This window comes from Thalassococcus sp. BH17M4-6 (assembly GCF_049323015.1).
Classification (GTDB): Bacteria; Pseudomonadota; Alphaproteobacteria; order Rhodobacterales; family Rhodobacteraceae; genus Puniceibacterium.
In genome coordinates, this window is record NZ_JBMPGU010000003.1 from 390,215 (window position 1) to 416,672 (window position 26,458).

30 protein-coding genes are annotated in these 26,458 nt (G+C 64.1%); 10 read left to right on the top strand and 20 right to left on the bottom strand.

All coding sequences use genetic code 11. The features are described 5' to 3' along the window. The first annotated feature begins 31 nt into the window (after positions 1–31). The 8 genes from ttcA to ACOXXX_RS06695 all read left to right on the top strand — a co-directional run bounded on the left by ttcA (position 32) and on the right by ACOXXX_RS06695 (position 7,966). Positions 32–901, top strand: a complete 870-nt coding sequence (ttcA, locus tag ACOXXX_RS06660; protein WP_422825771.1) for a tRNA 2-thiocytidine(32) synthetase TtcA — start codon at positions 32–34, stop codon at positions 899–901. A 70-nt stretch (positions 902–971) separates the two neighbouring features. Then, positions 972–2,516 (top strand): EAL domain-containing protein, encoded by a 1,545-nt coding sequence (locus ACOXXX_RS06665; protein WP_422825772.1) that lies wholly within the window; start codon positions 972–974, stop codon positions 2,514–2,516. 113 nt (positions 2,517–2,629) lie between these two features. Then, positions 2,630–4,456 carry a membrane protein insertase YidC gene (gene yidC / locus ACOXXX_RS06670; protein ID WP_422825773.1) on the top strand — a complete coding sequence of 609 codons (1,827 nt, stop codon included), beginning with the start codon at positions 2,630–2,632 and terminating at the stop codon, positions 4,454–4,456. Then, a complete protein-coding gene (locus ACOXXX_RS06675; protein ID WP_422825774.1) occupies positions 4,453–5,196 on the top strand; it encodes an MOSC domain-containing protein in 744 nt (247 codons plus the stop codon). Before yidC ends, ACOXXX_RS06675 begins: the two co-directional genes overlap by 4 nt. Position 5,197: 1 nt before the next feature. Continuing rightward, positions 5,198–5,848: a ribosome biogenesis GTP-binding protein YihA/YsxC gene (gene yihA / locus ACOXXX_RS06680; protein WP_422825775.1), complete on the top strand. Its 651-nt coding sequence runs from the start codon at positions 5,198–5,200 to the stop codon at positions 5,846–5,848. Positions 5,849–5,912: 64 nt separating this feature from the next. Then, positions 5,913–6,803, top strand: a complete 891-nt coding sequence (gene argB, locus ACOXXX_RS06685) for an acetylglutamate kinase (RefSeq protein WP_422825776.1) — start codon at positions 5,913–5,915, stop codon at positions 6,801–6,803. Then, positions 6,800–7,453 carry a ferredoxin gene (locus ACOXXX_RS06690; protein WP_422825777.1) on the top strand — a complete coding sequence of 218 codons (654 nt, stop codon included), beginning with the start codon at positions 6,800–6,802 and terminating at the stop codon, positions 7,451–7,453. The genes argB and ACOXXX_RS06690 overlap by 4 nt, the downstream gene beginning before the upstream one ends. Positions 7,454–7,477: 24 nt before the next feature. Continuing rightward, positions 7,478–7,966 (top strand): SixA phosphatase family protein, encoded by a 489-nt coding sequence (locus ACOXXX_RS06695; protein ID WP_422825778.1) that lies wholly within the window; start codon positions 7,478–7,480, stop codon positions 7,964–7,966. A gap of 210 nt (positions 7,967–8,176) precedes the next feature. On the opposite strand, the gene ACOXXX_RS06700 is transcribed toward ACOXXX_RS06695, so the two are convergent. The 10 genes from ACOXXX_RS06700 to ACOXXX_RS06745 form a co-directional block, all read right to left on the bottom strand. Further along, positions 8,177–8,944, bottom strand: a complete 768-nt coding sequence (locus ACOXXX_RS06700) for an amino acid ABC transporter ATP-binding protein (protein ID WP_422825779.1) — start codon at positions 8,942–8,944, stop codon at positions 8,177–8,179. Positions 8,945–8,956: 12 nt separating this feature from the next. After that, complete coding sequence (locus ACOXXX_RS06705; protein WP_422825780.1) at positions 8,957–10,249, bottom strand: amino acid ABC transporter permease; 1,293 nt, start codon at positions 10,247–10,249, stop codon at positions 8,957–8,959. A gap of 1 nt (position 10,250) precedes the next feature. Next, entirely contained in the window at positions 10,251–11,465 is a 1,215-nt protein-coding gene (locus ACOXXX_RS06710; protein ID WP_422825781.1) for an amino acid ABC transporter permease, read from the bottom strand. Between the two features lie 126 nt (positions 11,466–11,591). After that, positions 11,592–12,608 (bottom strand): amino acid ABC transporter substrate-binding protein, encoded by a 1,017-nt coding sequence (locus ACOXXX_RS06715; RefSeq protein WP_422825782.1) that lies wholly within the window; start codon positions 12,606–12,608, stop codon positions 11,592–11,594. Positions 12,609–12,794: 186 nt separating this feature from the next. Next, positions 12,795–13,520, bottom strand: coding sequence for an ATP12 family chaperone protein (locus ACOXXX_RS06720; protein WP_422825783.1), 726 nt, complete (start codon positions 13,518–13,520; stop codon positions 12,795–12,797). After that, the gene (locus tag ACOXXX_RS06725) at positions 13,517–14,200 is read right to left on the bottom strand and encodes an HAD-IA family hydrolase (RefSeq protein WP_422825784.1); all 684 of its coding nucleotides are present in this window, start codon (positions 14,198–14,200) and stop codon (positions 13,517–13,519) included. Before ACOXXX_RS06725 ends, ACOXXX_RS06720 begins: the two co-directional genes overlap by 4 nt. Beyond that, entirely contained in the window at positions 14,201–15,241 is a 1,041-nt protein-coding gene (locus ACOXXX_RS06730; RefSeq protein WP_422825785.1) for an RluA family pseudouridine synthase, read from the bottom strand. It lies immediately after the preceding gene. Next, positions 15,238–15,615 (bottom strand): fluoride efflux transporter CrcB, encoded by a 378-nt coding sequence (gene crcB, locus ACOXXX_RS06735; RefSeq protein ID WP_422825786.1) that lies wholly within the window; start codon positions 15,613–15,615, stop codon positions 15,238–15,240. The genes ACOXXX_RS06730 and crcB overlap by 4 nt, the downstream gene beginning before the upstream one ends. 58 nt (positions 15,616–15,673) lie before the next feature. Beyond that, complete coding sequence (locus ACOXXX_RS06740; RefSeq protein ID WP_422825787.1) at positions 15,674–16,981, bottom strand: replication-associated recombination protein A; 1,308 nt, start codon at positions 16,979–16,981, stop codon at positions 15,674–15,676. A gap of 2 nt (positions 16,982–16,983) precedes the next feature. Then, on the bottom strand, positions 16,984–18,378 hold the full coding sequence (locus ACOXXX_RS06745; protein WP_422825788.1) for a trypsin-like peptidase domain-containing protein: 1,395 nt from the start codon (positions 18,376–18,378) through the stop codon (positions 16,984–16,986). A 141-nt stretch (positions 18,379–18,519) separates the two neighbouring features. Between ACOXXX_RS06745 and ACOXXX_RS06750 the strand changes: the two genes are divergently transcribed. Together ACOXXX_RS06750 and ACOXXX_RS06755 are read left to right on the top strand one after the other, a co-directional pair. Next, positions 18,520–18,756: a hypothetical protein gene (locus ACOXXX_RS06750; RefSeq protein ID WP_422825789.1), complete on the top strand. Its 237-nt coding sequence runs from the start codon at positions 18,520–18,522 to the stop codon at positions 18,754–18,756. Position 18,757: 1 nt separating this feature from the next. Then, a complete protein-coding gene (locus tag ACOXXX_RS06755) occupies positions 18,758–19,213 on the top strand; it encodes a host attachment family protein (RefSeq protein ID WP_422825790.1) in 456 nt (151 codons plus the stop codon). A gap of 81 nt (positions 19,214–19,294) precedes the next feature. Here ACOXXX_RS06755 and rplQ read toward each other — a convergent pair whose 3' ends face one another. The 10 genes from rplQ to rpsE form a co-directional block, all read right to left on the bottom strand. Further along, a complete protein-coding gene (rplQ, locus tag ACOXXX_RS06760; RefSeq protein WP_422825791.1) occupies positions 19,295–19,714 on the bottom strand; it encodes a 50S ribosomal protein L17 in 420 nt (139 codons plus the stop codon). A gap of 156 nt (positions 19,715–19,870) precedes the next feature. Next, entirely contained in the window at positions 19,871–20,887 is a 1,017-nt protein-coding gene (locus tag ACOXXX_RS06765) for a DNA-directed RNA polymerase subunit alpha (RefSeq protein WP_422825792.1), read from the bottom strand. A gap of 113 nt (positions 20,888–21,000) precedes the next feature. Beyond that, a complete protein-coding gene (gene rpsK / locus ACOXXX_RS06770) occupies positions 21,001–21,393 on the bottom strand; it encodes a 30S ribosomal protein S11 (RefSeq protein WP_114510787.1) in 393 nt (130 codons plus the stop codon). Between the two features lie 15 nt (positions 21,394–21,408). Next, entirely contained in the window at positions 21,409–21,777 is a 369-nt protein-coding gene (gene rpsM / locus ACOXXX_RS06775) for a 30S ribosomal protein S13 (protein WP_422825793.1), read from the bottom strand. Between the two features lie 266 nt (positions 21,778–22,043). Beyond that, positions 22,044–22,691, bottom strand: a complete 648-nt coding sequence (locus ACOXXX_RS06780; protein WP_422825794.1) for an adenylate kinase — start codon at positions 22,689–22,691, stop codon at positions 22,044–22,046. Continuing rightward, the gene (secY, locus tag ACOXXX_RS06785; RefSeq protein WP_422825795.1) at positions 22,688–24,052 is read right to left on the bottom strand and encodes a preprotein translocase subunit SecY; all 1,365 of its coding nucleotides are present in this window, start codon (positions 24,050–24,052) and stop codon (positions 22,688–22,690) included. The genes ACOXXX_RS06780 and secY overlap by 4 nt, the downstream gene beginning before the upstream one ends. Before the next feature lie 110 nt (positions 24,053–24,162). Continuing rightward, positions 24,163–24,636: a 50S ribosomal protein L15 gene (rplO, locus tag ACOXXX_RS06790; RefSeq protein ID WP_422825796.1), complete on the bottom strand. Its 474-nt coding sequence runs from the start codon at positions 24,634–24,636 to the stop codon at positions 24,163–24,165. A gap of 217 nt (positions 24,637–24,853) precedes the next feature. Next, a complete protein-coding gene (locus ACOXXX_RS06795; protein ID WP_422825797.1) occupies positions 24,854–25,291 on the bottom strand; it encodes a GFA family protein in 438 nt (145 codons plus the stop codon). A 235-nt stretch (positions 25,292–25,526) separates the two neighbouring features. Further along, positions 25,527–25,715 (bottom strand): 50S ribosomal protein L30, encoded by a 189-nt coding sequence (gene rpmD, locus ACOXXX_RS06800; protein ID WP_422825798.1) that lies wholly within the window; start codon positions 25,713–25,715, stop codon positions 25,527–25,529. Positions 25,716–25,727: 12 nt separating this feature from the next. Beyond that, positions 25,728–26,297, bottom strand: a complete 570-nt coding sequence (gene rpsE, locus ACOXXX_RS06805; RefSeq protein ID WP_422825799.1) for a 30S ribosomal protein S5 — start codon at positions 26,295–26,297, stop codon at positions 25,728–25,730. Positions 26,298–26,458 lie beyond the last annotated feature (161 nt).

Below are 26,458 nucleotides of genomic sequence, written 5' to 3' on the forward strand. Positions count from 1 at the left end.
CCGACGCGGGCAACTGCAGTAAGCCCCGCGCATGCTTGATGATGCCAACGACATCCATGCCCTGTTTCACGGTGCCCCCAAAAGCACCGAGTTCAAGAAGCTGCGCAAACGCATCGTGCAGAACGTGCGCGAGGCGGTCGAAAGCTACGGCATGGTCGAACCTGGCGCACGCTGGCTGGTGTGCCTGTCGGGCGGCAAGGACAGCTATACCCTGCTTGCAATCCTGCACGAACTGAAGTGGCGCGGGTTGCTGCCTGTCGATCTGCTGGCCTGCAACCTGGATCAGGGCCAGCCGGGGTTTCCGGCGACGGTGCTGCCGGAGTTTCTGGAAAAGATGGGGGTGCCGCACCGGATCGAGTATCAGGACACCTATTCGGTCGTGGTCGACAAGGTGCCCGCGGGCCGGACCTATTGCGCGCTTTGTTCCCGGCTGCGGCGCGGGCATCTGTACCGCATCGCGCGCGAGGAAGGCTGCAGTGCTGTGGTTCTGGGCCATCACCGCGACGACATTCTCGAGACATTTTTCATGAATCTTTTCCACGGCGGGCGGCTGGCGACCATGCCGCCCAAGCTGTTGAACGAGGAAGGCGACGTTTTCGTCTACCGCCCGCTGGCCCATGTGGCCGAGGCCGATTGCGACCGCTTCGTCCGGGCGATGGGCTACCCGATCATTCCTTGCGACCTTTGCGGGTCGCAGGACGGGCTGCAACGCCAGCAGGTCAAGCAGATCCTCGACGGGTGGGAGGCCAACAGCCCCGGCCGCCGCCAGGTGATGTTCCGCGCGCTGATGAACGCCCGGCCCTCGCATCTTCTCGACCCGAAGCTCTTTGATTTTGCCGGTCTGGCCCGCGGCGCGCCCGAGGACCGGCAGCCCGGCCTCGACATTCCCGACCTGCGTTAACTTCCGGCTTATCTTCGGCCCCTAGTCTGGCCCTGTCCGAATCCAGAATCAGTCAGGACCGGGGGAACAGATGTCTTTCCAGCTTCTCAAACGCGGGCAGCGGTTGCGCGACAGGACGCGACGGGCGCTTTCGGGCGCACATGCGCTGGCGCTGATCCCCGCCGCTGTCCTCGCCGCGTTCTGGATCGGGGGGGAGCCTGTGTTGCTGGCGGTGGCGCTGGGGCTGCCGGTGCTTTTCGCCCTGGCGGGCGGGTTCGACGGTGCCCGTGGCTCCGCCTCCGCCGCGCCGCAGGCCGACCTTGCCGACATCGGTCAGGCCCACCACCTGAGCGAAGAGATGCTGGCGCGGGCGCGCGGTGGCGGCCTGTCGACCGCCTGCCTCCTGATCGAGGTCGAGGGGTTTGCGCCGTTGTTGCAGCGGCACGGCGAACAGGCAATGGCCGCGGCGCAGGACCTCTGCTTGTCGCGCCTGCGCACCACCCTGCGCAACGACGACCGGGCCCTGCGTCTGGGTGATGCGCGCTTCATGGTCCTGGCCTCGCCCGCGCCGCGGATGGATCTGGAATCGCTTTTGCAGATGGCCAGGCGCCTGCAATCCGCGATCGAAGAGCCTGCGGCGATCTCTGGCACGACTTGCTTTTTCTCGGCCTCCATCGGCTTTTGCAGCTCCAATCGGCTCGGGCCCTCCGCATCGGGGGAAGAGATGTTCGACTCGGCAGCCTCGGCACTGGCCGAAGCGGCCGCCAACGGCCCCTCCGCGATCCGGGCCTGGTCAGACAGGCTCGGGGCCGCACGGACCGCCCGGGCGGATCTGCGCTCTGCCGCGTCGCAGGCGCTAGAGAATGGCCAGATCCAGCCGTGGTTCCAGCCGCAGATCTGCACCTCGACCGGGCGGATCAGCGGGGTGGAGGCCCTGGCGCGCTGGGTGCATCCGGACCGCGGCCTGATCGCACCGCCGCAGTTCCTGCAGGCGCTCGAGGATGATCGCCGCATGGAACGGCTGAGCGAGGTGATCGTGACCAACGCGCTGACCGCGCTTTGCGCCTGGGACAAGGCGGGCTGCGAGATCCCGCGCGTGAGCGTGAACTTCTCGATGTCAGAACTGCGCAACCCGGCGCTCGTGGACAAGATCGCGTGGGAGCTTGATCGGTTCGACATGCCCCCCGCCAGGCTGGGGATCGAGGTGCTGGAAACCGTGATCACCGAAACCTGCGACGGCACCATCGCGCGCAACATCGCCAACCTGACCAAGCTGGGCTGCCACATCGACCTGGATGATTTCGGGATCGGCACAGCGTCGATCGCGGCATTGCGGCGGTTTCCGGTGCACCGGGTCAAGATCGATCGCAGTTTCGTCACCCGCATCGACCGGGACGAGGAACAGCGACGCATGCTGTCGGCGATCCTCGGCATGGCTGATCGGCTGGGCCTCGAAACGCTCGCCGAGGGGGTCGAAAGCATCGGCGAACACGCGCTGCTGGCGCAGCTGGGCTGCGATCACGTCCAGGGCTTCGGCATCGCGCGGGCCATGCCCGCCGATCAGATCGACGACTGGACGCGCAAGTATCGCGACCGGATCGGCGATGCTGCAAAGCTGGGCCGCCGCGGCCCCTGATCTGCCGTCACGATTGGTCGCACAGGCCATGAAAACCGGCGAAACCGCTTGACCTTTGGCCCGGCTGTCTGTTGAACCCCCGGTGACGTACACTGGACAGGTGGCCCCCCCACATGGACGATCAGAACAAGAATCTCATCCTTGCAACCGCGCTCAGTTTCATTGTGATACTGGTCTGGTTCGTGCTGTTCCCGCCACCCGAGACCACCGCCGTCGATCCCAACGCCCCCGCCGTGACCGAGGCGGAGTCGGATACCCCGGCACTGGCGACGGCCCCGCAATCGGCGCCCGGCACCACCGCCGCGACCGATGTGGGCGGCCCTGCGACCGCCAGCGACGCGCCGCGCGTGGACATCGACACCGCCCGGCTCGAGGGTTCGATCTCGCTCACCGGCGGCCGCATCGACGACCTGAAGCTGCGCGACTACCGCGTGTCGATCGCCGAGGATTCCGAGATCGTTCATCTTCTCGAACCCGTTGGCTCGCCCGCGCCCTATTACGCGCTTTACGGCTGGGCGCCGGGGGCCGGTCTGGCACTCGAGGATGTCCCAGGGGCCAACACCGCCTGGACGCTCGAAAGCGGTGAGACGCTGGGCGTGGACAGCCCCGTGACCCTGCGCTGGGACAGCCCGTCGGGCCTGATCTTCCGCCGGACCATCGGCATCGACGAAAACTACATGTTCAGTGTGACCCAGTCGGTCGAAAACGGCGGCGACGGCACCGCGTCTCTGGCCCCCTACGGCATTGTCGCGCGCCATGGCGCGCCGGCGGATGCCAAGAACTTCTTCATCCTGCACGAAGGCGTCATCGCCATGGCGGATGGCGAGCTGACCGAAACCGGCTATGACGACCTGCCCGACCTGCCCGTGGTGCCCAGCGAAGGCGCGCGGGCCGAGGTGTTCCAGATCACCGAAAACGGCTGGATCGGCTTTACCGATCACTACTGGATGACGACGCTGATCCCGTCGCCCGGGTCTGCCTTCAAGGCGGTGGCGAAATACGATGAAAGCCGCGACATCCTGCAGACCGAAGCGGTCATGCCGACGCTGTCGCTGGCGCCGGGCCAAAGCCAGGAGGTCACGACGCAGCTGTTCGCTGGGGCCAAGGAATGGGCAACCATCCGCGAATACCAGGACCAGGGGGTCGACCGGTTCATCGACAGCATCGACTGGGGCTGGTTCTTTTTCCTGACCAAGCCGATCTTCTGGCTGCTGCACAACTTCAACCTGCTAATTGGCAACATGGGCGTGGCGATCATCGCGCTGACGCTGCTGATCAAGGCGATCCTCTTTCCGCTGGCCTACAAATCCTATGTCTCCATGGCCAAGATGAAGGAACTTCAGCCCGAGATGGAGAAGCTGAAAGAGCGCGCCGGCGACGACCGCCAGCAGCTTCAGCAGGGCATGATGGAGCTTTACAAGAAGAACAAGGTCAACCCCGCCTCGGGCTGTCTGCCGATCCTGCTGCAGATCCCGATCTTCTTTTCGCTCTACAAGGTGATCTTCGTCACGCTTGAACTGCGCCATGCGCCGTTCTTCGGACCGTTTCAGGATCTGTCGGCACCCGATCCGACCTCGATCTTCAACTTCTTCGGTCTGCTGCCCTGGGGCGCGCCCGATCCGCAGTCGATCATCGCGCTGATCTTCATCGGAATCCTGCCGCTGCTGTTGGGCATCTCGATGTGGATGCAGCAAAAGCTGAACCCGGCACCGACCGATCCGACCCAGGCGATGATCTTTGCCTGGATGCCGTGGGTCTTCATGTTCATGCTGGGCAGCTTTGCCAGCGGGCTGGTGGTCTACTGGATCGCCAACAACACCATCACCTTCACGCAGCAGTACCTGATCATGCGCAGCCAGGGCTACAAGCCTGACGTCTTCGGCAACATCCGGTCCAGCTTCAAGAAGGACAAGACAGCGGGCGAATCGGACAAGAAATGACCGCCCGCGTCACGGAAATCTGGCGGCATCCGATCAAGAGCCACGGGCGCGAGGCGCTTGAGCGGGTGACGCTCAGCGCCGGGCAGACCCTGCCATGGGATCGCGTCTGGGCCGTGGCACATGAAAAATCCGATGCCGATGGCAGCGTCTGGGTGCCCTGTCAGAATTTCAGCCGGGTGTCGAAAGTGGCGGCACTGATGCAGATCACCGCGCAGCTGGACGAGGATGCAGAAACCATCACCCTGCGCCATCCCGACCGGCCTGATCTGACCATCGCGCCCGACCGTGACGAGGCAGCGTTCCTGGAATGGGTCAAGCCGCTGATGCCGGAAAATCGGGCGCAGTCCGCGCGGCTGATCCGGGCGCGGCAGCACGGCATGGTCGACAGCGATTTCGCCAGCGTGACGCTCTGCAACATGTCCTCGCACCGGGCGGTCGAACAAAAGCTGGGCCGCGCCCTGTCGATCCACCGCTGGCGCGGCAACATCTGGATGGACGGCCTTGCCCCGTGGGAGGAGTTCGACTGGCTGGACCGCGAGGTGCAGATCGGCAGCGCCATCTTCAAGGTCCGCGAACGCACCGACCGGTGCCTTGCCACCACCACGAACCCCGACACGGGCCAGCGCGATGCCGACACGCTGTCTGTACTTGACACCTGGGGCCACCGCGACTTTTCCGTCCGGGCCGAGGTCGTGCGCGCGGGCGATGTGGCCACCGGCGACACCGTGCGGCGGCTTTAGCATGCAGCTTCCCTTTCCCATCGCAGAAGACCCCGGTCCGGACGTGATCGAGGCCGCGCGCCGCCTTTTCGCGGGCGAGACAGAGTTCCTCAAAGGCGTGGTCGCGATGCAGGGCCTGCCGCCCGACGACCGGATCGAGGTCTGTTTTGCCGGCCGCTCGAACGTCGGGAAATCGTCGCTGATCAACGCGCTGACCGGCCGCAAGGGCCTCGCGCGGGCGTCGAACACGCCCGGCCGCACGCAAGAGATCAACTTTTTCACCCTTGCCGACGACCATTACCTGGTCGACCTTCCGGGCTATGGCTTTGCCAACGCCCCTGTCGCGGTGGTCGAGAAATGGCAGCGTCTGCTGAAACAGTACCTTTCGGGCCGTGCCAGCCTGCGCCGGGCCTTCGTGCTGGTCGACATGCGCCACGGGATCAAGCCGGTGGATGAAGAGATCATGACGCTGCTGGACCGCAGCGCCGTGACTTTTCAGGTGGTGATGACCAAGACCGACAAGATCAAGGACAAGGACCGCGACCGCACCCTGGCGCAGGTCCGCGAGAAGCTGTCGAAACATCCCGCGGCCTATCCCGAAATCGTGCTGACCAGTTCGGAAAAGGGCGACGGCATCCCGCTTCTGCGGTCGATCATCGCCACGCTGATCTGACGCCCCTTGCACCGCGCGCGGTGAGGCCCGATAACACGGGCCACATGTTTCAAGGGATCCAAGGATGAAGACACGCGCCATGAACCCCGATTTCATCACCACCGCCCGCACGCTATCCGAGGCCCTGCCCTACATGCAGCGCTATTCCGGCGCTGTCGTGGTGGTGAAATTCGGCGGCAACGCCATGGGCGATGCCGATGCCATGGCCGAATTCGCCCGCGACATCGTGCTGATGCGGCAGGTGGGCATCAACCCGGTGGTCGTGCATGGCGGCGGGCCGATGATCAACGACCTGCTGAAAAAGCTCGGCATCCAGTCGGAATTCGTGCGCGGCAAGCGCGTCACCGATCAGGCCACTGTCGAGGTGGTCGAAATGGTGCTCACCGGCCTGGTGAATAAGCGCATCGTGCAGGCGATCATGGACGAAGGCGGCCGCGCCGTGGGCCTGTCGGGCAAGGATGACGACCTCATGGTCTGCGAAATGGAAGACCCGGAACTGGGCTGGGTCGGGCGGCCTGTGGAAATGAATGTGCAGGTGCTGCGCGATCTGATGTCCGCGGGCATCATCCCCGTCGTCGCGCCCGTCGCCACCGGGATGGACCCGGTGGAAACCTTCAACGTCAACGGCGACACTGCCGCCGGTGCCATCGCAGGCGCGCTCAAGGCCGACCGGCTGCTGCTGCTGACGGATGTGGCGGGCGTCAAGAACAGGGAGGGCGAGGTACTGACGCAGCTGACCCCCGACGAGGTGCGCGGAATGACCCATGACGGCACAATCGCAGGCGGCATGATCCCCAAGACCGAAACTGCGCTCAAGGCGCTGGAAGAAGGCGTGCGCGGTGTGGTCATCCTCGACGGGCGCGTGCCGAACGCCTGTCTGCTAGAAATCTTTACCGAACACGGTGCGGGATCGCTGATCAAATCCGCCGATCTGCCGCCCCGGTCTGCCGGGTGACGCTGACAGAGCTGGACGCCGCCGCGCGCGCCTGCGGGCTGCGAGTGCGCGGCGCCTTTCATCCAGAACCCGGGCATGCCTTGCCAAAGGGTTGCGGAACACTGATCCTGCTTGGCCCGGACGAACCTGCCTTCTGGCCGATGTTTCGCACGACACCCGAGATTCAGGACGCTGAGCCGCATCCGCTTGACCGCTGGTCCAAACGCGTGATCGGCGCGCTGGCGCGGAATTGGGGCGGCCAGGCGATCTTTCCCTACGACGGTCCGCCCTATGCGCCGTTCCTGAAATGGGCCGTGGCCGGGGGCTGCCATCCGTCGCCCGTCGGGCTTCTGGTGCATGGCGAGGCAGGGCTTTTCATCAGCTTTCGCGGCGCGGTTGCCGTGCCGCAGGTCATGGACCTGCCCGCCCCGGCACCATCGCCCTGCCCTGCCTGTACGACCAAACCCTGCGAAACCGCCTGCCCTGTCGACGCGCTGCGCCGCGGCGCACCCTACGACGTGCCCGCTTGCCAGGCCCACCTACGCGGCCCCGAAGGCGCGGATTGCAGGCAGGGCGGATGTCTCGTGCGCCGCGCCTGCCCGATCTCGCAGCGGTTTGGCAGGCATCCCGCACAGTCGGCTTTCCACATGGCCGCCTTCGTGAAAGACTGAGTCCGGAACGGTTGGGAGCGGCAGATGCGTCTTATCCTCATGCGGCACGCGAAATCGGACTGGTCGATGATCGGCGACGATCACGACCGCACGCTCAACGCGCGGGGCCGGAAAAGCGCCCGCGCCCTCGGCGACTGGATGCGCGACAACGACTACCTGCCGGATCAGGTGCTCTGCTCCTCGGCCGCGCGGACCCGCGAGACGCTGGCGCTGACGGGTGTCGAGGCTGCGACGAATTTTGAAGATGCGCTCTATCATGCCGCGCCAGACACCATGCTAACCAGTCTGCGCGCCGCGCGCGGGGACTGCGTCCTGATGGTCGGGCACAATCCCGGCATCGCTTTCTTCGCCGCCGCATTGGTCAAATCGGCGCCCGATCATCCACGATTTCAGGATTATCCGACCTGCGCCACGCTGGTCGCCGATTTCGACATCACCAACTGGGCGGACCTGACCCCCGGAACGGGAAACGCGCGGGACTTTGTGATCCCGCGCGAATTGATCGGAAGCTAGAGCGGGGCGCAGACCGTTTGGATCGTGCAAGCAGCCTGACGCGGACGTACAAGCAAAGCTCCCGGCGCGGAATCGAGGCCGAAGGCGGCCACGCCATCGCAGTCGCGCCCCCACGCGGCTGCAATGGCGCGGCTCCTCACCCTGTTTGCGCAAGGTCCGCTCGAGGCCGTTTCAAGCCAATCGAGTCACGCTTTATAACGCGCCCGGACGTCAGTGCCCCAGGATTTGGCTCAGGAACAGCTTGGTGCGTTCATGCTGCGGGTTGTTGAAGAACTCTTCGGGTTCGTTCTGTTCGACGATCTGACCGGCGTCCATGAAGATCACTCGGTTCGCGACCTGCCGGGCAAAGCCCATCTCGTGCGTGACGCAAAGCATGGTCATGCCTTCCTCGGCCAGGCTGACCATGGTGTCGAGCACCTCTTTGATCATCTCCGGGTCCAGCGCCGATGTCGGTTCGTCGAACAGCATGATCCGCGGCTTCATGCACAGCGACCGGGCGATGGCCACACGCTGCTGCTGGCCGCCCGACAACTGGCCGGGATACTTGTCGGCCTGTTCGGGGATCTTCACCTTTTCAAGGAAATGCATCGCGGTTTCCTCGGCCTCTTTCTTGGGCGTCTTGCGCACCCAGATCGGGGCCAGCGTGCAGTTCTCCAGGATCGTCAGATGCGGGAAGAGATTGAAGTGCTGGAACACCATCCCGACCTCTGACCGGATGCGGTCGATGTTCTTGAGGTCCGAGGACAGCAACGTGCCATCCACGGTGATCCGGCCCTTCTGATGTTCCTCGAGCGCGTTGATGCAACGGATGAGCGTCGATTTCCCCGAACCCGAGGGGCCGGCAATCACGATCCGTTCGCCGCGATAGACCGTGAGGTCGATGTCACGCAGCACGTGGAAGGTGCCGTACCACTTGTTCATGTTCTCGATCTGGATCGCGACCTCGTCCAAGACCTTCATCTGAGCAGCTTCAGCCATCTTCTCAGCTCCTTAACGGTGATCGGTCTGAAGCTGACGCTCCAACCATTGCGAATATTGCGAAATGCCGTAGCAAACGACGAAGAACAGCAGCGCGGCAAAGCCCAGCAGTTCCCAATAGACGCCGTTCCATTCGGTCGAGGCCAGAATCGGGCCGCGGATCATGCCAACCATGTCGAACATCGAAATGACCGAGACCAGCGTGGTGTCCTTGAAAAGCCCCACGGCGACGTTCACGATGCCCGGGATCGAGATCTTGAGCGCCTGCGGCAGGATGATCAGCCGCATCTTCTGCGCATAATCCAGCCCGAGGGAATCGCCCGCCTCGTACTGGCCGGTCGGCAGCGCCGCCAGACCGCCCCGGATCACCTCGGCGATATAGGCCGAGGCGAACATGGTGATCATGATGATCACCCGCAGGATCAGGTCAAAGTTGGTGCCCGGCGGCAGGAAATAGGCCAGCACCACGTTCGCCACGAACAGCAGCGTGATCAGCGGCACGCCGCGGATGAATTCGATGAAGAACACGCAGATCCACTTGATCACCGGCATGTCCGATTGACGCCCCAACGCCAGCGCGATCCCGATCGGGATCGACAGCGACACGCAGACCGTGCCCAGGATCAGGTTCAGCATGAACCCACCCATGTCGCGCGACGGCACCGCCTCGGTCGCCAGAACGCCTTCGACCGGGACAAAGCCGGTGAGCCACCAGAACACCAGCGTCGCGGCGATGCCGCCGAAGAACCCGGCGGCAAAGCTGCGCTGCACGAGCTTGGAATAGACCAGATAGCCGACAACGAAGCCCAGGAGTGCGAAGACCGGGATCAGGATCGACCCGCCCCAGATCAGGAAGTATGCGACAAAGGGATAGAGTGCTGTAAAGATCAGCATCTGCGCCGGAAACACCTTGCGGAACAGCACCGGCGCGATGGCCACGAACAGCAGCACAAAGGCCAGCGCGGGCCGCCAATACAGGTGGCTGGGGTATTTGAACCCGAACAGCAGCTGGTTCCAGCGTTCGGTCAGGACCGCGAAACAGCCCCCCGCATTACCCTGCAGGATGTCGCGGCATTCGCGGATGCTGGGCGCGTCCCAGACCCCGTTGAGGAACCAGGGAAGGAACCCCGACAGAAGATAGTAGATCGCCGCCAGTGCCGCGAGCGTCAGGATGGTGTTGGGGATGTTCAGAAACAGGTTCTGACGCATCCACTTGTAGGCCCCCGCCTCCGACGCGGGCGGGGCGACCTGCGGCAGCATGCTGTCGCGCACAAAGCCGATGGATTGCTGATGGGTATCCGACATCCTAGCGCTCCTTCAGTCTCATGCGGTTGTTGTAGACGTTCATGAACGCCGAGATCGACAGGCTGATGACCAGGTAGAACAGCATCAGTAGCAGCACGCATTCGATGGCGCGCCCGGTCTGATTCAGGGTGATCCCGCCCAGCGTGCCGGTCACGTCCATGTAGCCCACCGCGATCGCCAGCGACGAGTTCTTGGTGATGTTGAGGTAGTTGGAAATCAGCGGCGGGATGATCACCCGCAGCGCCTGCGGCAGCACGACTAGGTTCATGATCCGCTTGGGCCGCAGACCCAGCGATGCGGCGGCTTCGGTTTGGCCCTTGCTGACGGCCTGGATCCCGGCGCGCACGTTTTCCGCGATGAAGGCGCCGGTGTAGATCGCCAGCGCCCACCACAGCGCGATCAGCGAGCCCAGGACCTGAATGCCGCCCTGGAAGTTGAAGCCGCGCAATTCGGGATATTCCAGCGTGATCGGACGGCCCAGCAGGATGTAGAGAAAGAGTGTCGGCAGCACCAGAATGGCCAGCGACGGCCAGCCCGTCGGCAACAGGCGACCGGTGTCATAAAGCAGCTTGGTTGCGTACTTGCGATAGGCGAAGACGCCAACGATCGACGCGATGAAGGCAATGATCACGATCCAGCTGCCCGGACCCATGATCGGCGCAGGCAGGTAAAGACCGCGGTTGGTCAGGGCAAATGCCCCGAAAAGCATGCTGGCAGAGGGGTTTTCGCCCCGGAACGCGCTCGGCGCAGGCAGCACGGCGGTCATCACGGTAAAGATGATGATGATCCAGATCAGCACCGGCACGTTGCGGAACGCCTCGACATAGACCGCCATCAGCTTGCGCATAAGCCAGTTCGGAGACAGCCGCGCGATCCCGGCGATCACGCCGATGATCGTGGCGGTGACGCAGGCCAGGAAGGCCACCAACAGCGTGTTGAGGATCCCCACAAGCGCCGCCCGTAGGTGCGACGACTGGCTGTCGTACTCAATAAGGCTCTGGTTGATGTCATAATTGGCCGTGTCGGACAGAAAGTCGAAGCCGATGTTCAGACCGGCGGCCCGCAGGTTCGCCACCAGGTTCGACCCCAGATAGGCGAACAGGGCGATGATCAGCATAAGCGCGATGAATTGAAATGTATAAGCACGATACCGGGTATCGTTCACAAGCATTGAAAGCCGGAACGACGCCTGTGGCGGGTCGCTGAATGTGGTCATGATGGCATCCCTGAGTTCCCCAGGTTCTTGCGCCGACGGGTTGATCCCATCTGACCGGCCTGGGTGGTCTTGGTGTCCCCGGATGGGGAAAGGGGCGCAGAGTGATCTGCGCCCCCTTGGGTCGTCTTAGCGGAAGGGCGGGCTGTAGAGCAGGCCGCCGTCGGTCCACTGCGCGTTCAGACCGCGCGACAGGCCGATCGGTGTGTTCTCACCGATGTTCTTTTCGAACAGTTCGCCGTAGTTGCCACCGGCCGCGATCGCCATCTTGGCCCAGTCGGCGCTCAGCCCCAGCATCTCGCCCAGGTTGCCCTCGGTGCCCAGAAGACGGTTGATCTCCGGGTTGTCGGTGCCTGCGGCCATTTCCTCGATGTTGGCCGAGGTCACGCCGTATTCTTCGGCCGCGATCAGCGCGTTGAGGGTCCAGCGTGCGATGTCACCCCAGTCGTTGTCGCCGTGGCGCACGAGCGGGCCCAGCGGCTCTTTCGAGATGATTTCCGGCAGAACCACGTGATCCTGCGGGTTTTCAAACGCCGCGCGGGTCGCGGCAAGGCCGGACGCGTCGGTGGTGTAGGCGTCGCAGGCCCCGGCAAGGTACTGCTGCTGGCCTTCGGCGTTGGTTTCGATCGGCACCGGCTCGTAGTTCATGTTGTTCTTGCGGAAGTAGTCAGCAAGGTTGAGCTCGGTCGTGGTGCCGGTCTGGATGCAGATGGTCGCGCCATCGAGTTCCTTGGCCGAGCTCACGCCCAACGCCTTGGGCACGATAAAGCCCTGGCCGTCATAGTAGTTGATTCCGACGAATTCGAACTTCAGGTCGACGTCACGGGTGAAGGTCCAGGTGGTGTTCCGTGCCAGCAGGTCGATTTCGCCGGACGCCAGCGCGGTGAAGCGCGTCTTGCCGGTGGTGGGCACGAATTCGACGGCGGACGGGTCGCCCAGAACGGCGGCGGCGACAGCACGGCAGACGCCGACGTCAAAACCCTTCCATTCGCCGTTGGCATCCGGTGCCGCAAAGCCGACAAGACCAGTTGTCACGCCGCAGTTCAGCGTGCCGCGCGCCTTGACATCGTCAAGGGTGGCGGCGCTTGCTGCGCCGGCCGCCAGGCCAGCAACGGTAAGCGCGCCAAAAATTGCGGTTTTTTTCATGTTAACCTCTTCCTGTTTGTCCGCCTCTTGATAAGGCAGATCGGACGGTCCTTGTGGACCTTTGACTCCAAAGTAGGGAGCGTCCCCCTTTGTGGGGGCGAGTTTGGGCGGATTCAGCTTGCAAGGTCAAGCCGATTGGCCGGAAAACCGCCCTGTTCGCGTGCACATGCCCCTTCGTAAGGCAGCTTAGCCCGGCAAACCTTGGGGCGTGGCCAGAGAAAAGAACAAATGCGCATGCAAAAACGCAGTTTTCTTGCGGTTTGCAGTGTCTTCCGCCTCTTCATCGGCCCCCCAGAGCTCTGCCTGATAAAGCTCGTCCACGCGCGAAACCTGCCAGATTTCCTCGGGTCCCGTCAGATTGTGAACGCAGGCAAAGGCCAGCACGAGCGATCCGCTGAGGGACACAAGATCGTGAAACGCGGCCAGCTGGAAGGCGGTCATCGCGTGCACCGGTGCGCGCAGACGGTCCAGTGCCGCCGCATCCTGCGGCGCATGCATGATGCCCTGACGCGGCTCCAGCCGCGCGCCAAAGGTCGCGTCCGCCCAGTCCAGATAGGGGTCCCAGGCCTCGGCCTCGCGCTGGATCAGTTCTTGCGGGCTGTCGGCGCGGTAGCACAGCAGATCGCTGTCGCCATAGGCCGCCAGCATCTCGGCCACCTCGGCATGCTGGTGCGCGACCTTGTCGATGGCGGCATTTGCGGAGCGTGTGACAGGCATGCTGAGCGGGTCGATCCGGTCGCCCTGCGCCTGCCATTCCCCGGCCACCGCCTGCGCCATTGCGCGGGTCGGCAGGGTCAGCGTCGCTTTGGCCGGGGTGCGCACCGGTCGACCATCCAGCGCGACGCTGAAGTGATCCGGCGCCTCGGTCACTTCGGCCTGTTTCCAGAACCGTTTCGGGGCCCATTCGCTCATGCGGTTTGCTCCCATATCTGGGTCAGAAGGCCGGGCAGCAGGCGGATGTCGTCGATCACGATATGCGCATCCGCCAGCCGGTCGCGGCTGTGATAGCCCCAGCCGACGCCGATGGCGACCATGCCCGCCGCCCGGGCCATTTCCATGTCATAGCTGGTGTCGCCCACCATCACCGCGCGCTGTGCTGCCACGCCCGTATCGGCCAGCGCGGCCCGAAGCATGGCAGGATGCGGTTTCGACGGATGATCGTCGGCGGTTTGCGTGGTGTCGAAAAGCCCGCGCAGGTCATGCCCGTCCAGAAGCTTGTCGAGGCCGCGGCGCGATTTGCCGGTGGCGACGCCCAGGATCACCTCAGGTATCTCGAAAAGCCCGTCGAGCACCCCACGCACATGCGGATAAAGCGGAGAGGACACGGCGACGCCGTTTTCCGCGCGCAGATCCATATAGGCGGCCTTGTAGCCTGCCACGAGGTTGCGCCGCGCATCGGTCTTGATCCCCGGCACAAGCTGCGACATCGCCTCGGGCAGCGACAGGCCAACGATGCCCAGAAGATCCTCGCGTCCCGGCAGCGGCAGGTTCGCCCCGTCGAACGCCGCCTGCATCGCCGCCAGGATATCCGCCTGGCTGTCGACCAGCGTGCCGTCCACGTCGAACACCACCAGCTTCAGATCATCGGCCATTCAAAGCGCCTCGAACGGGTCTTCCGCGGCCAGATCCTCGGTCCAGCCGAAGGTGTCCCAGCTGTGTTTCATGTGCTCGGGCATCTCGGCGGTGATCGTCACCTCGCGCTTGGTCTCGGGGTGTTCGAACCGCAGCATCCGGGCGTGCAGATGCAGCTTTTTCGAGATGATGCCGCCCAGTTGCGCACCCCAGCCGTCGCCCAGGTTTTCCTGCCCCGAACCGCCGTATTTGCCGTCGCCGATGATCGGATGGCCAATCTCGGCCATATGCGCGCGCAGCTGGTGGGTACGCCCCGTTAGCGGCTCCATCGCGACCCAGGATGCGCGTCCCGCGATGCGGTAAAGCGTGGCGTAAAGCGTATGCGCGCGTTTCGCCCCGGGCACGGTGTCGACCTCGCGCGGGTGCAGTGCCATCATCTTTTCGCCCTCGCCGCCCTTGCCGTGGCCCGGGGCCTTGACCAGTGCATACTTGATCTCCCCGAGGTACGGCGTCGGCACCCCGGCGACGAGCGCCCAGTAGATCTTGCGCGTTTCCTTGTGCCGCATCGACGCGGTCAGGGCGCTGGCCGCGGCCCGCGTGCGCGCCAGCAGCAGCACGCCCGAGGTATCCTTGTCCAGCCGGTGGACCAGCCGCGGCTTTTCCTCCAGATCGAACTTCAGCGCCTCGGCCAGCCCGTCCACATGGCGGGTCTGCTTGCTGCCGCCTTGGGTCGGCAGGCCGGGCGGCTTGTTCAGCGCGATCACCTGATCGTCCTTGTAAATCACGCAGTCCCGGATCATCCGCGCATCCGCCGCCGTCACCTCGGTCTTGGGGCCGGATGTCACCTGCCCCGGTTCGGGCAGCGGCGGGATGCGCACCTGCTGGCCGGTCTGCAGCCGCGTGTTGGCCTTGACCCGTCCGCCGTCGACGCGCAATTCGCCCTTGCGGCACATCTTTTCGATCCGGCCCTGCGCCAGATGCGGAAACTGCCGTTTCAGCCAGCGGTCAAGCCGCTGATCGCTGTCGTCTGGACCGATGGTCAGTGTCTGGACACCGCTCATGCAAAGACCCCGCGTGCCAGCCAAAGCCCCGCCATCAGCGCAAGGATCGACCCGATGACCGACACCGCCACATACAGCAACGCCTGCCCGGTCTGGCCGCGCTCGATCAGCGTGACGGTCTCCAGCGAAAAGGCGGAAAAGGTGGTGAAGCCGCCCAGCAGCCCGGTCATGACAAAGGGGCTGAGATGCCCCAGCCCACGCTGTGCGGCCACCACGACAAAGACCCCCATCAGGAACGAGCCAAGGATGTTGGCACCCATGATCGCCACCGGAAACCCCGGTCCCACAATCCGCAGCACCGCGTGCCCCAGAAGGAACCGCAGGCTCGCGCCGATGGCGCCGCCAAGTGCGACAAAGGACAGATGACCGATCATGCCGCGTCCATCGCGCGGCACCGGTGCGATGTCAAGCGATGCCGCACGGCACCCGCGTCTAGCGTTTCGCGCGCAGCCGGGCGAAGTACTCCACCCGCTTCTTCAGATCCCTCTCGAACCCGCGCTCCACCGGGGCATAGAATTCCTGCCGCCCCATGCTTTCGGGGAAATAGTCCTGACCCGAAAAGCCATCTTCGGCATCGTGGTCATAGGCGTAGCCCTTGCCATAGCCCTGGTCCTTCATCAGGCTGGTCGGCGCGTTCAGGATATGCTTGGGCGGGGTCAGCGACCCGCTGGCCTTGGCGGCCTTGCGCGCGCCTTTGTAGGCCACGTAGGTCGCGTTGGATTTCGGCGCCAGCGCCACGTAGATCACAGCCTGCGCCAGCGCCAGTTCGCCCTCGGGGCTGCCCAGCCGTTCGTAGGCTTCCCAGCTTTGCAGGCAGACCGCCTGCGCCTGCGGATCGGCAAGTCCGATATCCTCGACCGCCATGCGGGTGATGCGCCGTGCCAGAAAGCGCGGATCCTCGCCCGCGTCCAGCATCCGCGAAAACCAGTAAAGCGCGGCATCGGGATCGGACCCGCGTACCGATTTGTGCAGCGCCGAGATCAGGTTGTAATGCCCGTCGCCGGATTTGTCGTACTGCGCCGCCCGCCGCATCAGCCGTGTGGTCAGCGCGTCGGTGTCAAGCTTGCCATCGACCTTCCAGGCCATCACCTGTTCGATGAGATTCAAGAGCGCGCGCCCGTCGCCATCGGCCATCTCCAGCAGCGCCTCGCGCGCGGGGCCGTTCAGCGGCAGAGCGCGACCCATCTCTTTCTCCGCCCGCTGGGTCAGGCGTTCCAGATCAGCGAGGTCCAGCCGCTCCAGCACCAGCACCTGCGCGCGGCTGAGAACGGCGGCGTTCAGCTCGAAGCTGGGGTTTTCGGTCGTGGCCCCCACCAGCAGGATCGTCCCGTCCTCCATATGCGGGAGGAACCCGTCCTGCTGCGCCTTGTTGAAGCGGTGGATTTCGTCGACGAACAGCAAAGTGCCCTGCCCGTTCGCGCGCCGATGCTTCGCCGCGTCAAAGACCTTGCGCAGGTCCGGCACACCGGTGAAAATCGCACTGATCTGGACAAAATGCAGGTCGGTTTCATCGGCCAGAAGCCGGGCGATGGTGGTCTTGCCCACCCCCGGCGGGCCCCAAAAGATCAGCGACCCGAGCGATCCCGACGCCAGCATCGTGCCCAGCGGCGCATCCGGCCCCAGCACCTGCTCTTGCCCGATAACCTCGGCCAGGGTGCGCGGGCGCAACCGGTCGGCCAGGGGCCGGTGGGCGGTGTCGGGCACCGCGCCGGTGTCCTGGTCTGAGAAGAGATCCGCCAAAGCTAGCCCCGGAACCGCAAGAACACGCGGCGATTGCCGCGCTCGGCCTCGACCTGCAGGCGGGGTGATGCGCGGCGCAGCACGTCCCCGACCTCACCCGGGCGGCGGATGGGAACGCCGTTGATGCTGCGCAGGATGTCGCCGCGGCGAAGCCCGACGCGGCCCCCGTACGGCCCCGGTTCCAGCACGACCACCCCGTCGGCGGTCAGGGGCAGCCCCAGTTCCGCCACGACAGCGGGGTTGGCGTTGGCCACCACCAGCCCGGGAAGCACGTCGCGGCGGCCCAGTTCGCGCTGATCGCGCGGCGGCTGATCCGGCGGCGCGATCATGGTGACGGCCACGGTTTCTTCCACCCCGCCGCGGCGGCGCGTGACCTGCGCGTCGGCCCCGATGCCGCGCACCGACATGCGATAAAGCATCTCGGGCGGCGTATTCACCGGCTGGCCGTCCACCGCCGTCACCACATCGCCGGTGGTGAAGCCCGCGGCGCGGAACGGGCTGAACGCGTGCAGCTGCGACAGGATCACCCCGCCCGGCACGCTCAGCCCCAGGCTTTCCGACAGATCCGCATCCACCGGCTGGCCGTTGACGCCGGCCCAGGGCCGCTGAAACCGGTCGTTGCCCGCGCGGGCCTGTTCGACGAACTGCGCCACCAGCGCTGACGGGATCGCAAAGCCGATTCCGTTCGACCCGCCCGAGCGTGTCAGGATCGAGGTGTTGACGCCGATCAGCCGCCCCTTCACATCCACGAGCGCCCCGCCGGAATTGCCCGGATTGATCGGCGCATCGGTCTGGATGAAATAGCCCCGTGCATTGCCCGTGGCCGTGCCCGACCGCGCCAGCCCCGACACGATGCCGCTGCTGACCGTCTGACCGACGCCGAAAGGATTGCCGATGGCCAGCACCAGTTCGCCCACCTCGACCGTGTCGCTGTCGCGCAGCGACAGATGCGGCATGTCCGTCGCCCCGTCGAGCCGCAGGATGGCCAAATCCGATTCCTCGTCCCCCAGCAGCACCCTTGCCTGATATTCGCGCCGGTCGTTCAGCACCACGCGGATGTCGGTCGCCTGCCCCACCACGTGATAGTTCGACACGACGATGCCGTCTTCCGACAGGATTACGCCGGAGCCGAGCGAATTCTGCACCCTTGGCCGGGCCTGCCCGAAATCGCGGAAGAAATTGCCAAAGATCGGATCGTCCTGAAACGGGCTGCGGGTCTGCACGACGCGGCTGGCATAGATGTTGACGACCGCCGGGGCCGCCTCGCGCACCAGCGGCGCGAAGGTCAGCGAAATCTCGGCCCGGCTTTGCGGCACGACCTCTTGCTGCGCCGGGGCGGACGCGGGCGACACCGCCAGGATCACGACGGCCAGCCATGCGGGAATCAGGTGCTTCATGCCCTGCATATGCGCAAGCTGCGGCGCGAAATCAACGCCCCGGACAGCGCGCGGCGGAACTGAGGCATCCCGTCGGCCGTTTCCCTTCGACAGGGTGGCATTGATCCGATGCCACCCGCCCCATCAGCAAGGAGCGATGCAATGGCAGAGCGACAGAGATCCAAAGACGGACGCAGCGAAACGGAAGAGCTGACTGACGATGTGCCGACACCCGGCCAGCAGGGCCGCGCCGACGGCAATCTGGAACGCAAGGTCGGCACGCGTGACAGCCTGAAACGCGCGACCGAAACGCGCCCCGGCGCGACCCGCGTGACCAAGTCCGACGAACAGGGCCAGGGCGGCCTTGGCGGGCATCACGGCACCGGAAAGGACGATTGAGATGGCAGAGCTTCAGCAAGGCACCTGGGTGGTGGTCACGGACAGCGAAAAGGTCCTGTTCCTGCGCAATCTGACCGATCACGCCGATCCGAATCTCGACTTCATGGAAAAGCAGACCGAAGAGAACCCGTCGGATCTGGAACAATCGGCCAACCGGCCGGGCCGGATGAACGATGGCGGGGTGCAGCAACGCTCGGCGCTGGATGACACCGACTGGCACGAGCTTCAGAAAGAGCGGTTTGCCAGCGATCTGTCCGACCGGCTTTACGAGGACGCCCATGCGGGCCGGTTCGAAAAGCTGGTGATCGTCGCGGCCCCCAAAATCCTGGGGATTCTGCGCGAGGAAATGCACAAGGAAGTCACCGACCGGGTGATCGCAGAGATCGACAAGAACCTCGCCAACCATCCGGTCGATGAGATCGAACGGCTGGTGAAGAAGGAACTCGACGCGGCCTGATCGGCCTGATCCGATGTATGACCAAAAGAAAAACCCGCGCCGGGCTGGCGCGGGTTTCTTTGTGTCGGCCCTGAGCGGCGCTCAGCTGTCGGCAGCTTCCTCGGCGGCGGTGCGGGCCTTGTCGGCGGCACCTTTCGCATCGCGGTCGCGGTCGACGAATTCGATGATCGCCATCGGCGCCATGTCGCCATAGCGGAACCCGGCCTTCAGAACGCGGACATAGCCGCCCTGACGTTCGGCATAGCGCGGGCCCAGCACTTCAAAGAGCTTGGCGACGTGCATGTCCTGCTTGAGCTGGGCCGAGGCCTGACGGCGCGCGTGCAGATCGCCGCGCTTGCCCAGGGTGACCAGCTTTTCGATCACGCGCTTGAGCTCTTTGGCCTTGGGCAGCGTGGTCTTGATCTGTTCGTGTTCGATGAGAGAGCCGGCCATGTTCGCCCACAGCGCCTTGCGGTGCTCGTGGGTGCGGTTCAGGCGGCGGTATCCTCTTGCGTGACGCATGTTTCTTTCTCCTTTGTGGCCTTGGTTGGCCTGATGCTTTGTCCGGGGCAGGATGCGTGTCCTGCCCGTCATTGGGGCGGGATGCCCGGGTGGTGGTGGTGGGTTGAAAACCCACCCTACGCAGATGTCGTAGGGTGGGTCTGTGACCCACCGGCCCTAGAAGCTGTCTTCGAGCTTCTTGGCCAGGTCTTCGATGTTGTCTGGCGGCCAGTCCTCGACATCCATGCCAAGGTGCAGACCCATACCCGACAGCACTTCCTTGATCTCGTTCAAGGATTTGCGGCCGAAGTTCGGGGTGCGCAGCATCTCGGCTTCGGTCTTCTGGATCAGATCCCCGATATAGACGATGTTGTCGTTCTTCAGGCAGTTGGCAGACCGCACCGACAGCTCCAGCTCGTCGACTTTCTTGAGCAGCAGCGGGTTGAACTCGAGACCGTCATCGTCGTCCTGGCGGGTGGCGCTTTCGGGCTCGTCGAAGTTGACGAAGATCGACAGCTGATCCTGCAGGATGCGGGCGGCATAGGCCACCGCGTCTTCCGGCGTGATCGATCCGTCGGTTTCCACCTTCAGCGTCAGCTTGTCATAGTCCAGAACCTGACCTTCGCGGGTCGGCTGCACGTCATAGCTGACCTTGTTGACCGGCGAATAGATCGCGTCGATCGGGATCATGCCGATGGGCGCATCCTCGGGCTTGTTCTTGTCGGCCGACACGTAACCCTTGCCGGTGTTGACGGTCAGTTCCATGAACAGGTCCGCGCCATCGTCCAGGTGACACAGCACGTGGTCCTTGTTCAGAACCTCGATGCCGTTGGATTCGGAAATGTCACCGGCGGTGACGACACCCGGCCCCTTGGCATTGATCGACAGGCGCTTGGGCCCTTCGACTTCCATGCGCAGGCTGACCCCCTTGAGGTTCAGCACGATGTCTGTCACGTCTTCACGAACACCGGCCACGGACGAAAATTCGTGCAGCACGTTGTCGATCTGAACCGAGGTGATCGCCGCACCCTGCAGCGACGACAGCAGAACCCGGCGCAGCGCGTTGCCCAGGGTCAGGCCGAAGCCGCGTTCCAGCGGTTCGGCAACGACAGTGGCCACGCGGGTCGGATCGTTGCCCGGCTTCACGTCAAGCTGGGTCGGCTTGATAAGTTCAGCCCAGTTCTTGTGGATCATACGTCCCTCCATTCCTGCTTTGGCCTCATGTCCGAAAGGCAAAAGCGCCCGAGGTTAAAATGACGAATTGAGGCCATGCGCCTGCGCGCGGCCTCAATCAAAAATCGATAGACTCAGACCCGGCGGCGTTTCGGCGGGCGGCAGCCGTTGTGGGCCATCGGGGTCACATCACGGATCGAGGTGATGTTGAAACCGACGGCGGCCAGGGCGCGCAGTGCGGATTCACGGCCCGAACCAGGGCCCTGCACTTCGACTTCAAGCGTTTTCACGCCGTGTTCCTGCGCCTTCTTGCCCGCGTCTTCGGCGGCCAGCTGTGCAGCGTAGGGGGTCGATTTCCGCGAGCCCTTGAAGCCCATGGTGCCGGCAGACGACCACGAGATGGCGTTGCCCTGCACGTCCGAGATCAGGATCTTGGTGTTGTTGAAAGAAGAATTCACATGCGCCACACCGGCGGCGATGTTCTTGGAGACCTTCTTCTTCGTGGTACGGCGGGTATCGCGTGCCATTCTGTCAGCCCTCCCTTATTTCTTCTTGCCGGCAATGGCCTTTGCGGGGCCTTTGCGGGTGCGTGCGTTGGTGTGGGTCCGCTGACCGCGCACCGGCAGGTTGCGGCGGTGGCGCAGACCGCGGTAGCAGCCAAGGTCCATCAGGCGCTTGATGTTCATCTGCGTTTCGCGGCGCAGGTCGCCTTCGACGGTGTAGTTGGCGTCGATGTGCTCGCGCACGGCCAGAACTTCGGCGTCGCTCAGCTCGTTGACGCGACGCGACGCGTCGATGTTCACGGCTTCGCAGATCGACTTGGCCGAGGCATGGCCGATTCCGGTGATGTAGGTCAGGGCGATCGGGACCCGCTTGTGGGTCGGGATGTTAACGCCGGCGATACGTGCCACGTGTCACTTTCCTTTTCGTTGCGGGTCCGTAGTTCCAGACCCTTTTTTCACAACATCAAGCCCGAGGCGGGCGCCTGCGGGCTTGGGGCTGATCAGGTGATCTTGCGAATGATTTGTTAACCATTTCGCAAAGGCGATTCTCGGTCAGAGATAGGGGTGGGTATGGGTATTTCGAAGGGGCGTCAACCCCGTTTTCACAGCGCCCCGTCTACCCCCGCGACGGCTGCGAAATCGAGGTCCAAGGAGCCGCCCCAGCTGACCCTGCGTCAGGCGTCCAGAACCCGCGCGATGGCCGCTTTGACATCCGCCATTTCGCCCAGACCATCGACCGACCGCAGTTGGCCCTTGGCGTAATAATAGCCCAGAAGCGGCGAGGTTTTCTTGTAGTACTCCATCAGCCGCTGCTTGAGGCTGTCGGCGTTGTCATCGGCGCGGCGCTTGAATTCGGCCTTTTCGCAGCAGTTGGTGCAGACCCCGTCGTCGGGAATCGGCTTGGTGTGATCGTTGTAAACCTCACCGCAGTTCCCGCAGGTCGAGCGTGCGGTGATCCGGTCCACCAGCGCCTCGTCGTCCACCTGCATCTCGATCACGGCATCCAGCGTTTCGCCGCAATCGTCCAGCAGTGTCGCCAGCGCGTCCGCCTGGGCCAGCGTGCGCGGAAAACCGTCGAAGATGACTCCGCCCTGCTTGTCGCCCTGCAGCTTTTCCCGGATCAGCCCGATGACGATCTCGTCCGTCACCAGCTCGCCCTTGGCCATCACGTCGGCCACGATATTGCCCATCTCGGTGCCGCTGTCCTTGGCCTCGCGCAGCATGTCGCCGGTGGAGAGCTGGATCATATTCCGCTCATCGACCAGAAACCGTGCCTGAGTGCCTTTGCCCGCCCCCGGCGGCCCAAGAAGGATAATGTTCATCGGCGTGCGGGCCCCCTGTTTTTGCGCGCCTTACCCTTACCACGCAGCTGGGATTTCTGGATAAGACCTTCGTATTGATGCGCCAGAAGATGGCTTTGCACCTGCTGGATGGTGTCCATGGTGACGCTCACCACGATCAGAACCGACGTGCCGCCGAAATAGAACGGGATGGCGAACTGGCCGCGCAGAATTTCCGGCAAGAGGCAGACCGCGGCAAGGTAGGCAGAGCCCAGGACCAGCACGCGGTTGACCACGTATTCCAGGTAATCGGCGGTCTTCTTGCCCGGGCGGATGCCGGGAACAAAGCCGTTCTGGTTCTTCAGGTTCTCGGCCACATCATCGGGTTTGAACGACACGTTGAACGTGTAGAAATAGGCAAAGAACACGATCATCGCGGCGAAGAACAACAGATAAAGCGGCTGGCCCGGTCCGAAATAGGCCAGGATCGTCGACATGATCGGCCCGGTCTGGCCCGCCTGACTGAAGGTCGCGATGGTCGTCGGTAGCAGCAGCAGCGACGAGGCAAAGATCGCCGGGATCACGCCCGCCGGGTTCACCTTGACCGGCAGGTGGCTATTCTGCGCCTCGGTCATCTTCATGCCGACCTGACGGCGCGGATATTGAATGGTGATCTTGCGCAGGGCGCGTTCCATGAAGACCACGAACATGATCACCGCCACGACCATGACGATCACGCCGATGATCACGGCGGGGCTGATCGCGCCGCTGCGACCGCTGGCAAAGAACTGCGCCAGCGCCGCGGGCACCTCGGCGATGATGCCGACGAAGATGATCAGCGAAATGCCGTTGCCGATGCCGCGGGCAGTGATCTGCTCACCCAGCCACATCAGGAACATCGTGCCGCCGACCAAAGTGATGACGCAGGAGGCGCGGAAATAAAGCCCCGGGTCATGGGCCAGATCACCGGCTTCGAGGCTGACGGCAAGGCCGTAGGCCTGGAACAGCGCCAGCAGCACCGTGCCGTAGCGTGTGTACTGGTTGATCTTCTTGCGCCCCTGCTCGCCCTCTTTCTTGAGCTGTTCGAGCGCGGGCACCATCGACGTCATCAACTGCACGATGATCGAGGCCGAGATATAAGGCATGATGCCAAGCGCAAAGATCCCCATCCGCCCCAGCGCGCCGCCGGTGAACATGCTGACCATGCCGCCAATGCCCTGGCCTGCCTGTTCCATGAACTGCTGCAGGGCCAGACCGTCGATGCCCGGCACCGGGATGAACGTGCCCAGCCGGTAAACGATCAGAAGGCCAAGCGTGAACAGGATGCGGTTGCGCAGATCCGTCGCCTTGCCCAGAGCCGACCAGCTCGTGTTCGCGGCCATTTGTTCTACTGCGGATGCCATACGGGATCTCTCTTGTCAGACAAACGCCGCCCGGAGCGGTCTTACGGCTCGGGCGGCGTCGTATAAAACCTGGTGCTTATGTAAGCGGCGAAGGCACCGCTCACAACCGCTTATTCAGCCGCTGTCGCCGCCGTGATGGTCAGTGAGCCGCCGGCCTTTTCCACGGCATCTACCGCGGATTTGGAGGCGCCAGTGACCTGCAGGTCGATCTTGGTGCTGATATCGCCCTTGGCCAGAACCCGCACGCCGTCCAGTTTGCGGCGCACCAGACCCGACGCCACCAGCGCGTCCTCGGTGATGGCAGAGCTGGCATCCAGTTTGCCCGCTTCGACGAATTTCTGGATCAGGCCGAGGTTGACCACCGCAAAAGACTTGCGGTTCGGCTTGTTGAAGCCGCGCTTGGGCAGGCGCTGGTAAAGCGGCATCTGGCCACCTTCGTAGCCGTTGATCGCCACACCCGAACGGGATTTCTGGCCCTTGATACCCCGGCCACCGGTCTTGCCCATGCCGGACCCGGCACCACGGCCGATCCGCTTCTTGCGTTTGGTTGCGCCGTCGTTGTCGCGCAGTTCGTGCAGTTTCATTGTCGCTTCTCCTGTGCCGGAAAGGCCCCCCAGCGACGGATGGGGCCCACGCGGCATATACTGATGTGAATCGGGTCCCTTCGGACCACTGCGGGCGTATAGACGTCCGCCGCCCCGGGATCAAGGGGCCACGCCCGCACATACCCGCTTCATCTGCCCGGAAATACTTCGGGGAGCGCGAGGGGCAGCGCCCCTCGCACGTAAAAGGCCGAACCCGTCAGGCCGGGGCGGGCCAAGTGAAATCCGGGCGCAGGCCTTCGTAGACCGGACGGCCGTCACTCGGCTTTTCGTAGCCTTTGGAGTCGTCGTAGAACGCGTGGTAATCGGCTTTTGGAAAGGCAGCGTCGTCATAGCCCATGACGTTGGGCACCGCGACGCGGATGCGCTTTTCCTTGTCGTCCAGCATCAGCGGCGTGCCGCATTCGGTGCATGTGCAGAGTTCCAGCGGACCGCCGGGATTGTCGGCGTTGAAGGGCTGGCGGGCGATCCGTTCGGGATGATCCACGGTGATGTCGCCGTAGTTGTAAAAGGCCACATGGGTGGTGTGCTGGCCGGTCACGTTCTTGCACACGTTGCAGTGACATTCGTGGTTGTCGATGGGCTCGCCTTCTGCATGGACATGCACGTGGTCGCAGCCGCCTTTGTAGGTGGTCATGGTCTCTCCTCCTCCGTTGGCGCGACTCTCTGGCCGCGCGATGGAATTGAACGCCCTTTGGCGGCAAAAAGCGACATACACTTTCGGATCGCCGGAAAACGGCCTCGCGGCGCTCAGCAGAACACAGTCCGGAAACGCGAAACGCCCCCACCCTGGGGCGGAGGCGTTCGATCTTTATGCACACGGATTTCCTGAAAAATCCGGTCCGGTTTCCTCAAGGAACCCGGTACAGGGGTCAGCCGCGCTCTTCGATGATCTTGACCATGTGCGGGATCTTGGCGACCATGCCGCGCACGGCGGGGGTGTCTTCAAGCTCGCGGGTCTTGTTCATCTTGTTGAGGCCAAGCCCGATCAGGGTCTGGCGCTGCTTGGCGGGGCGGCGGATCGGCGAGCCGATCTGCTGAACAACGATGGTTTTTGCCATGTTTCTGTTTCCTTACGCTTCGGCCGGCTCTGCGGCGGGCGCTTCGTCCTTGTTGCCAAGGATATCGGCAACCTTCTTGCCACGACGCTGTGCGACGTTGCGGGGCGACTGTTCTTTCGACAGGCCGTCCAGCGTGGCGCGGATCATGTTGTAGGGGTTCTGCGACCCGGTCGACTTGGCAACCACGTCCTGCACGCCCAGCATCTCGAACACGGCACGCATCGGACCACCGGCGATGATACCGGTACCCTGCGGCGCGGTGCGCATCACGACCTTGCCCGCACCATGGCGGCCTTCGATGTCGTGGTGCAGCGTGCGGCCTTCGCGCAGCGGCACGCGCATCATCTTGCGCTTGGCCTGCTCGGTCGCCTTGCGGATGGCCTCGGGGACCTCCTTGGCCTTGCCCTTGCCAAAGCCCACGCGCCCCTTCTGGTCACCCACGACCACCAGCGCGGCAAAGCCGAAACGCTTGCCGCCTTTCACGGTCTTGGAAACGCGGTTGATCGCGACCAGGCGATCTGCAAATTCCGGAGTCTCGTCGCGCTGGTTGCGGCGGCCCCCACGGTTGTCGTCTCTTGCCATCTGACGTCCTTTCGGTGCGGCGCGCGCGGCGCCATCATTGGTCTCAATCCAAGTGCCCGGCCTGCGCCGGTGCCCGGATCATCGAGGCGGCGCACCGCCTTCGCTTGGTCTGCCGAAGGTGGGTTGAAAACCCACCCTACGCATGACGGTCGGGCGGCCGA

Coding starts and splice junctions, on each gene's coding strand:
- ACOXXX_RS06730 (WP_422825785.1), bottom strand. CDS start 15,241: ATGAGCGGTGTCCAGACACTGACCATCGGTCCAGACGACAGCGATCAG.
- ACOXXX_RS06745 (WP_422825788.1), bottom strand. CDS start 18,378: ATGAAGCACCTGATTCCCGCATGGCTGGCCGTCGTGATCCTGGCGGTG.
- ACOXXX_RS06750 (WP_422825789.1), top strand. CDS start 18,520: ATGGCAGAGCGACAGAGATCCAAAGACGGACGCAGCGAAACGGAAGAG.
- rpmD (WP_422825798.1), bottom strand. CDS start 25,715: ATGGCAAAAACCATCGTTGTTCAGCAGATCGGCTCGCCGATCCGCCGC.
- yidC (WP_422825773.1), top strand. CDS start 2,630: ATGGACGATCAGAACAAGAATCTCATCCTTGCAACCGCGCTCAGTTTC.
- rpsE (WP_422825799.1), bottom strand. CDS start 26,297: ATGGCAAGAGACGACAACCGTGGGGGCCGCCGCAACCAGCGCGACGAG.
- ACOXXX_RS06720 (WP_422825783.1), bottom strand. CDS start 13,520: ATGAGCGAATGGGCCCCGAAACGGTTCTGGAAACAGGCCGAAGTGACC.
- ACOXXX_RS06695 (WP_422825778.1), top strand. CDS start 7,478: ATGCGTCTTATCCTCATGCGGCACGCGAAATCGGACTGGTCGATGATC.
- secY (WP_422825795.1), bottom strand. CDS start 24,052: ATGGCATCCGCAGTAGAACAAATGGCCGCGAACACGAGCTGGTCGGCT.
- ACOXXX_RS06765 (WP_422825792.1), bottom strand. CDS start 20,887: ATGATCCACAAGAACTGGGCTGAACTTATCAAGCCGACCCAGCTTGAC.
- ACOXXX_RS06725 (WP_422825784.1), bottom strand. CDS start 14,200: ATGGCCGATGATCTGAAGCTGGTGGTGTTCGACGTGGACGGCACGCTG.
- ACOXXX_RS06705 (WP_422825780.1), bottom strand. CDS start 10,249: ATGTCGGATACCCATCAGCAATCCATCGGCTTTGTGCGCGACAGCATG.
- crcB (WP_422825786.1), bottom strand. CDS start 15,615: ATGATCGGTCATCTGTCCTTTGTCGCACTTGGCGGCGCCATCGGCGCG.
- ACOXXX_RS06715 (WP_422825782.1), bottom strand. CDS start 12,608: ATGAAAAAAACCGCAATTTTTGGCGCGCTTACCGTTGCTGGCCTGGCG.
- ACOXXX_RS06780 (WP_422825794.1), bottom strand. CDS start 22,691: ATGAACATTATCCTTCTTGGGCCGCCGGGGGCGGGCAAAGGCACTCAG.
- ACOXXX_RS06755 (WP_422825790.1), top strand. CDS start 18,758: ATGGCAGAGCTTCAGCAAGGCACCTGGGTGGTGGTCACGGACAGCGAA.
- rplO (WP_422825796.1), bottom strand. CDS start 24,636: ATGAAACTGCACGAACTGCGCGACAACGACGGCGCAACCAAACGCAAG.
- ACOXXX_RS06795 (WP_422825797.1), bottom strand. CDS start 25,291: ATGACCACCTACAAAGGCGGCTGCGACCACGTGCATGTCCATGCAGAA.
- rpsK (WP_114510787.1), bottom strand. CDS start 21,393: ATGGCACGCGATACCCGCCGTACCACGAAGAAGAAGGTCTCCAAGAAC.
- ttcA (WP_422825771.1), top strand. CDS start 32: ATGCTTGATGATGCCAACGACATCCATGCCCTGTTTCACGGTGCCCCC.
- rplQ (WP_422825791.1), bottom strand. CDS start 19,714: ATGCGTCACGCAAGAGGATACCGCCGCCTGAACCGCACCCACGAGCAC.
- argB (WP_422825776.1), top strand. CDS start 5,913: ATGAAGACACGCGCCATGAACCCCGATTTCATCACCACCGCCCGCACG.
- yihA (WP_422825775.1), top strand. CDS start 5,198: ATGCAGCTTCCCTTTCCCATCGCAGAAGACCCCGGTCCGGACGTGATC.
- ACOXXX_RS06710 (WP_422825781.1), bottom strand. CDS start 11,465: ATGACCACATTCAGCGACCCGCCACAGGCGTCGTTCCGGCTTTCAATG.
- ACOXXX_RS06700 (WP_422825779.1), bottom strand. CDS start 8,944: ATGGCTGAAGCTGCTCAGATGAAGGTCTTGGACGAGGTCGCGATCCAG.
- ACOXXX_RS06675 (WP_422825774.1), top strand. CDS start 4,453: ATGACCGCCCGCGTCACGGAAATCTGGCGGCATCCGATCAAGAGCCAC.
- ACOXXX_RS06665 (WP_422825772.1), top strand. CDS start 972: ATGTCTTTCCAGCTTCTCAAACGCGGGCAGCGGTTGCGCGACAGGACG.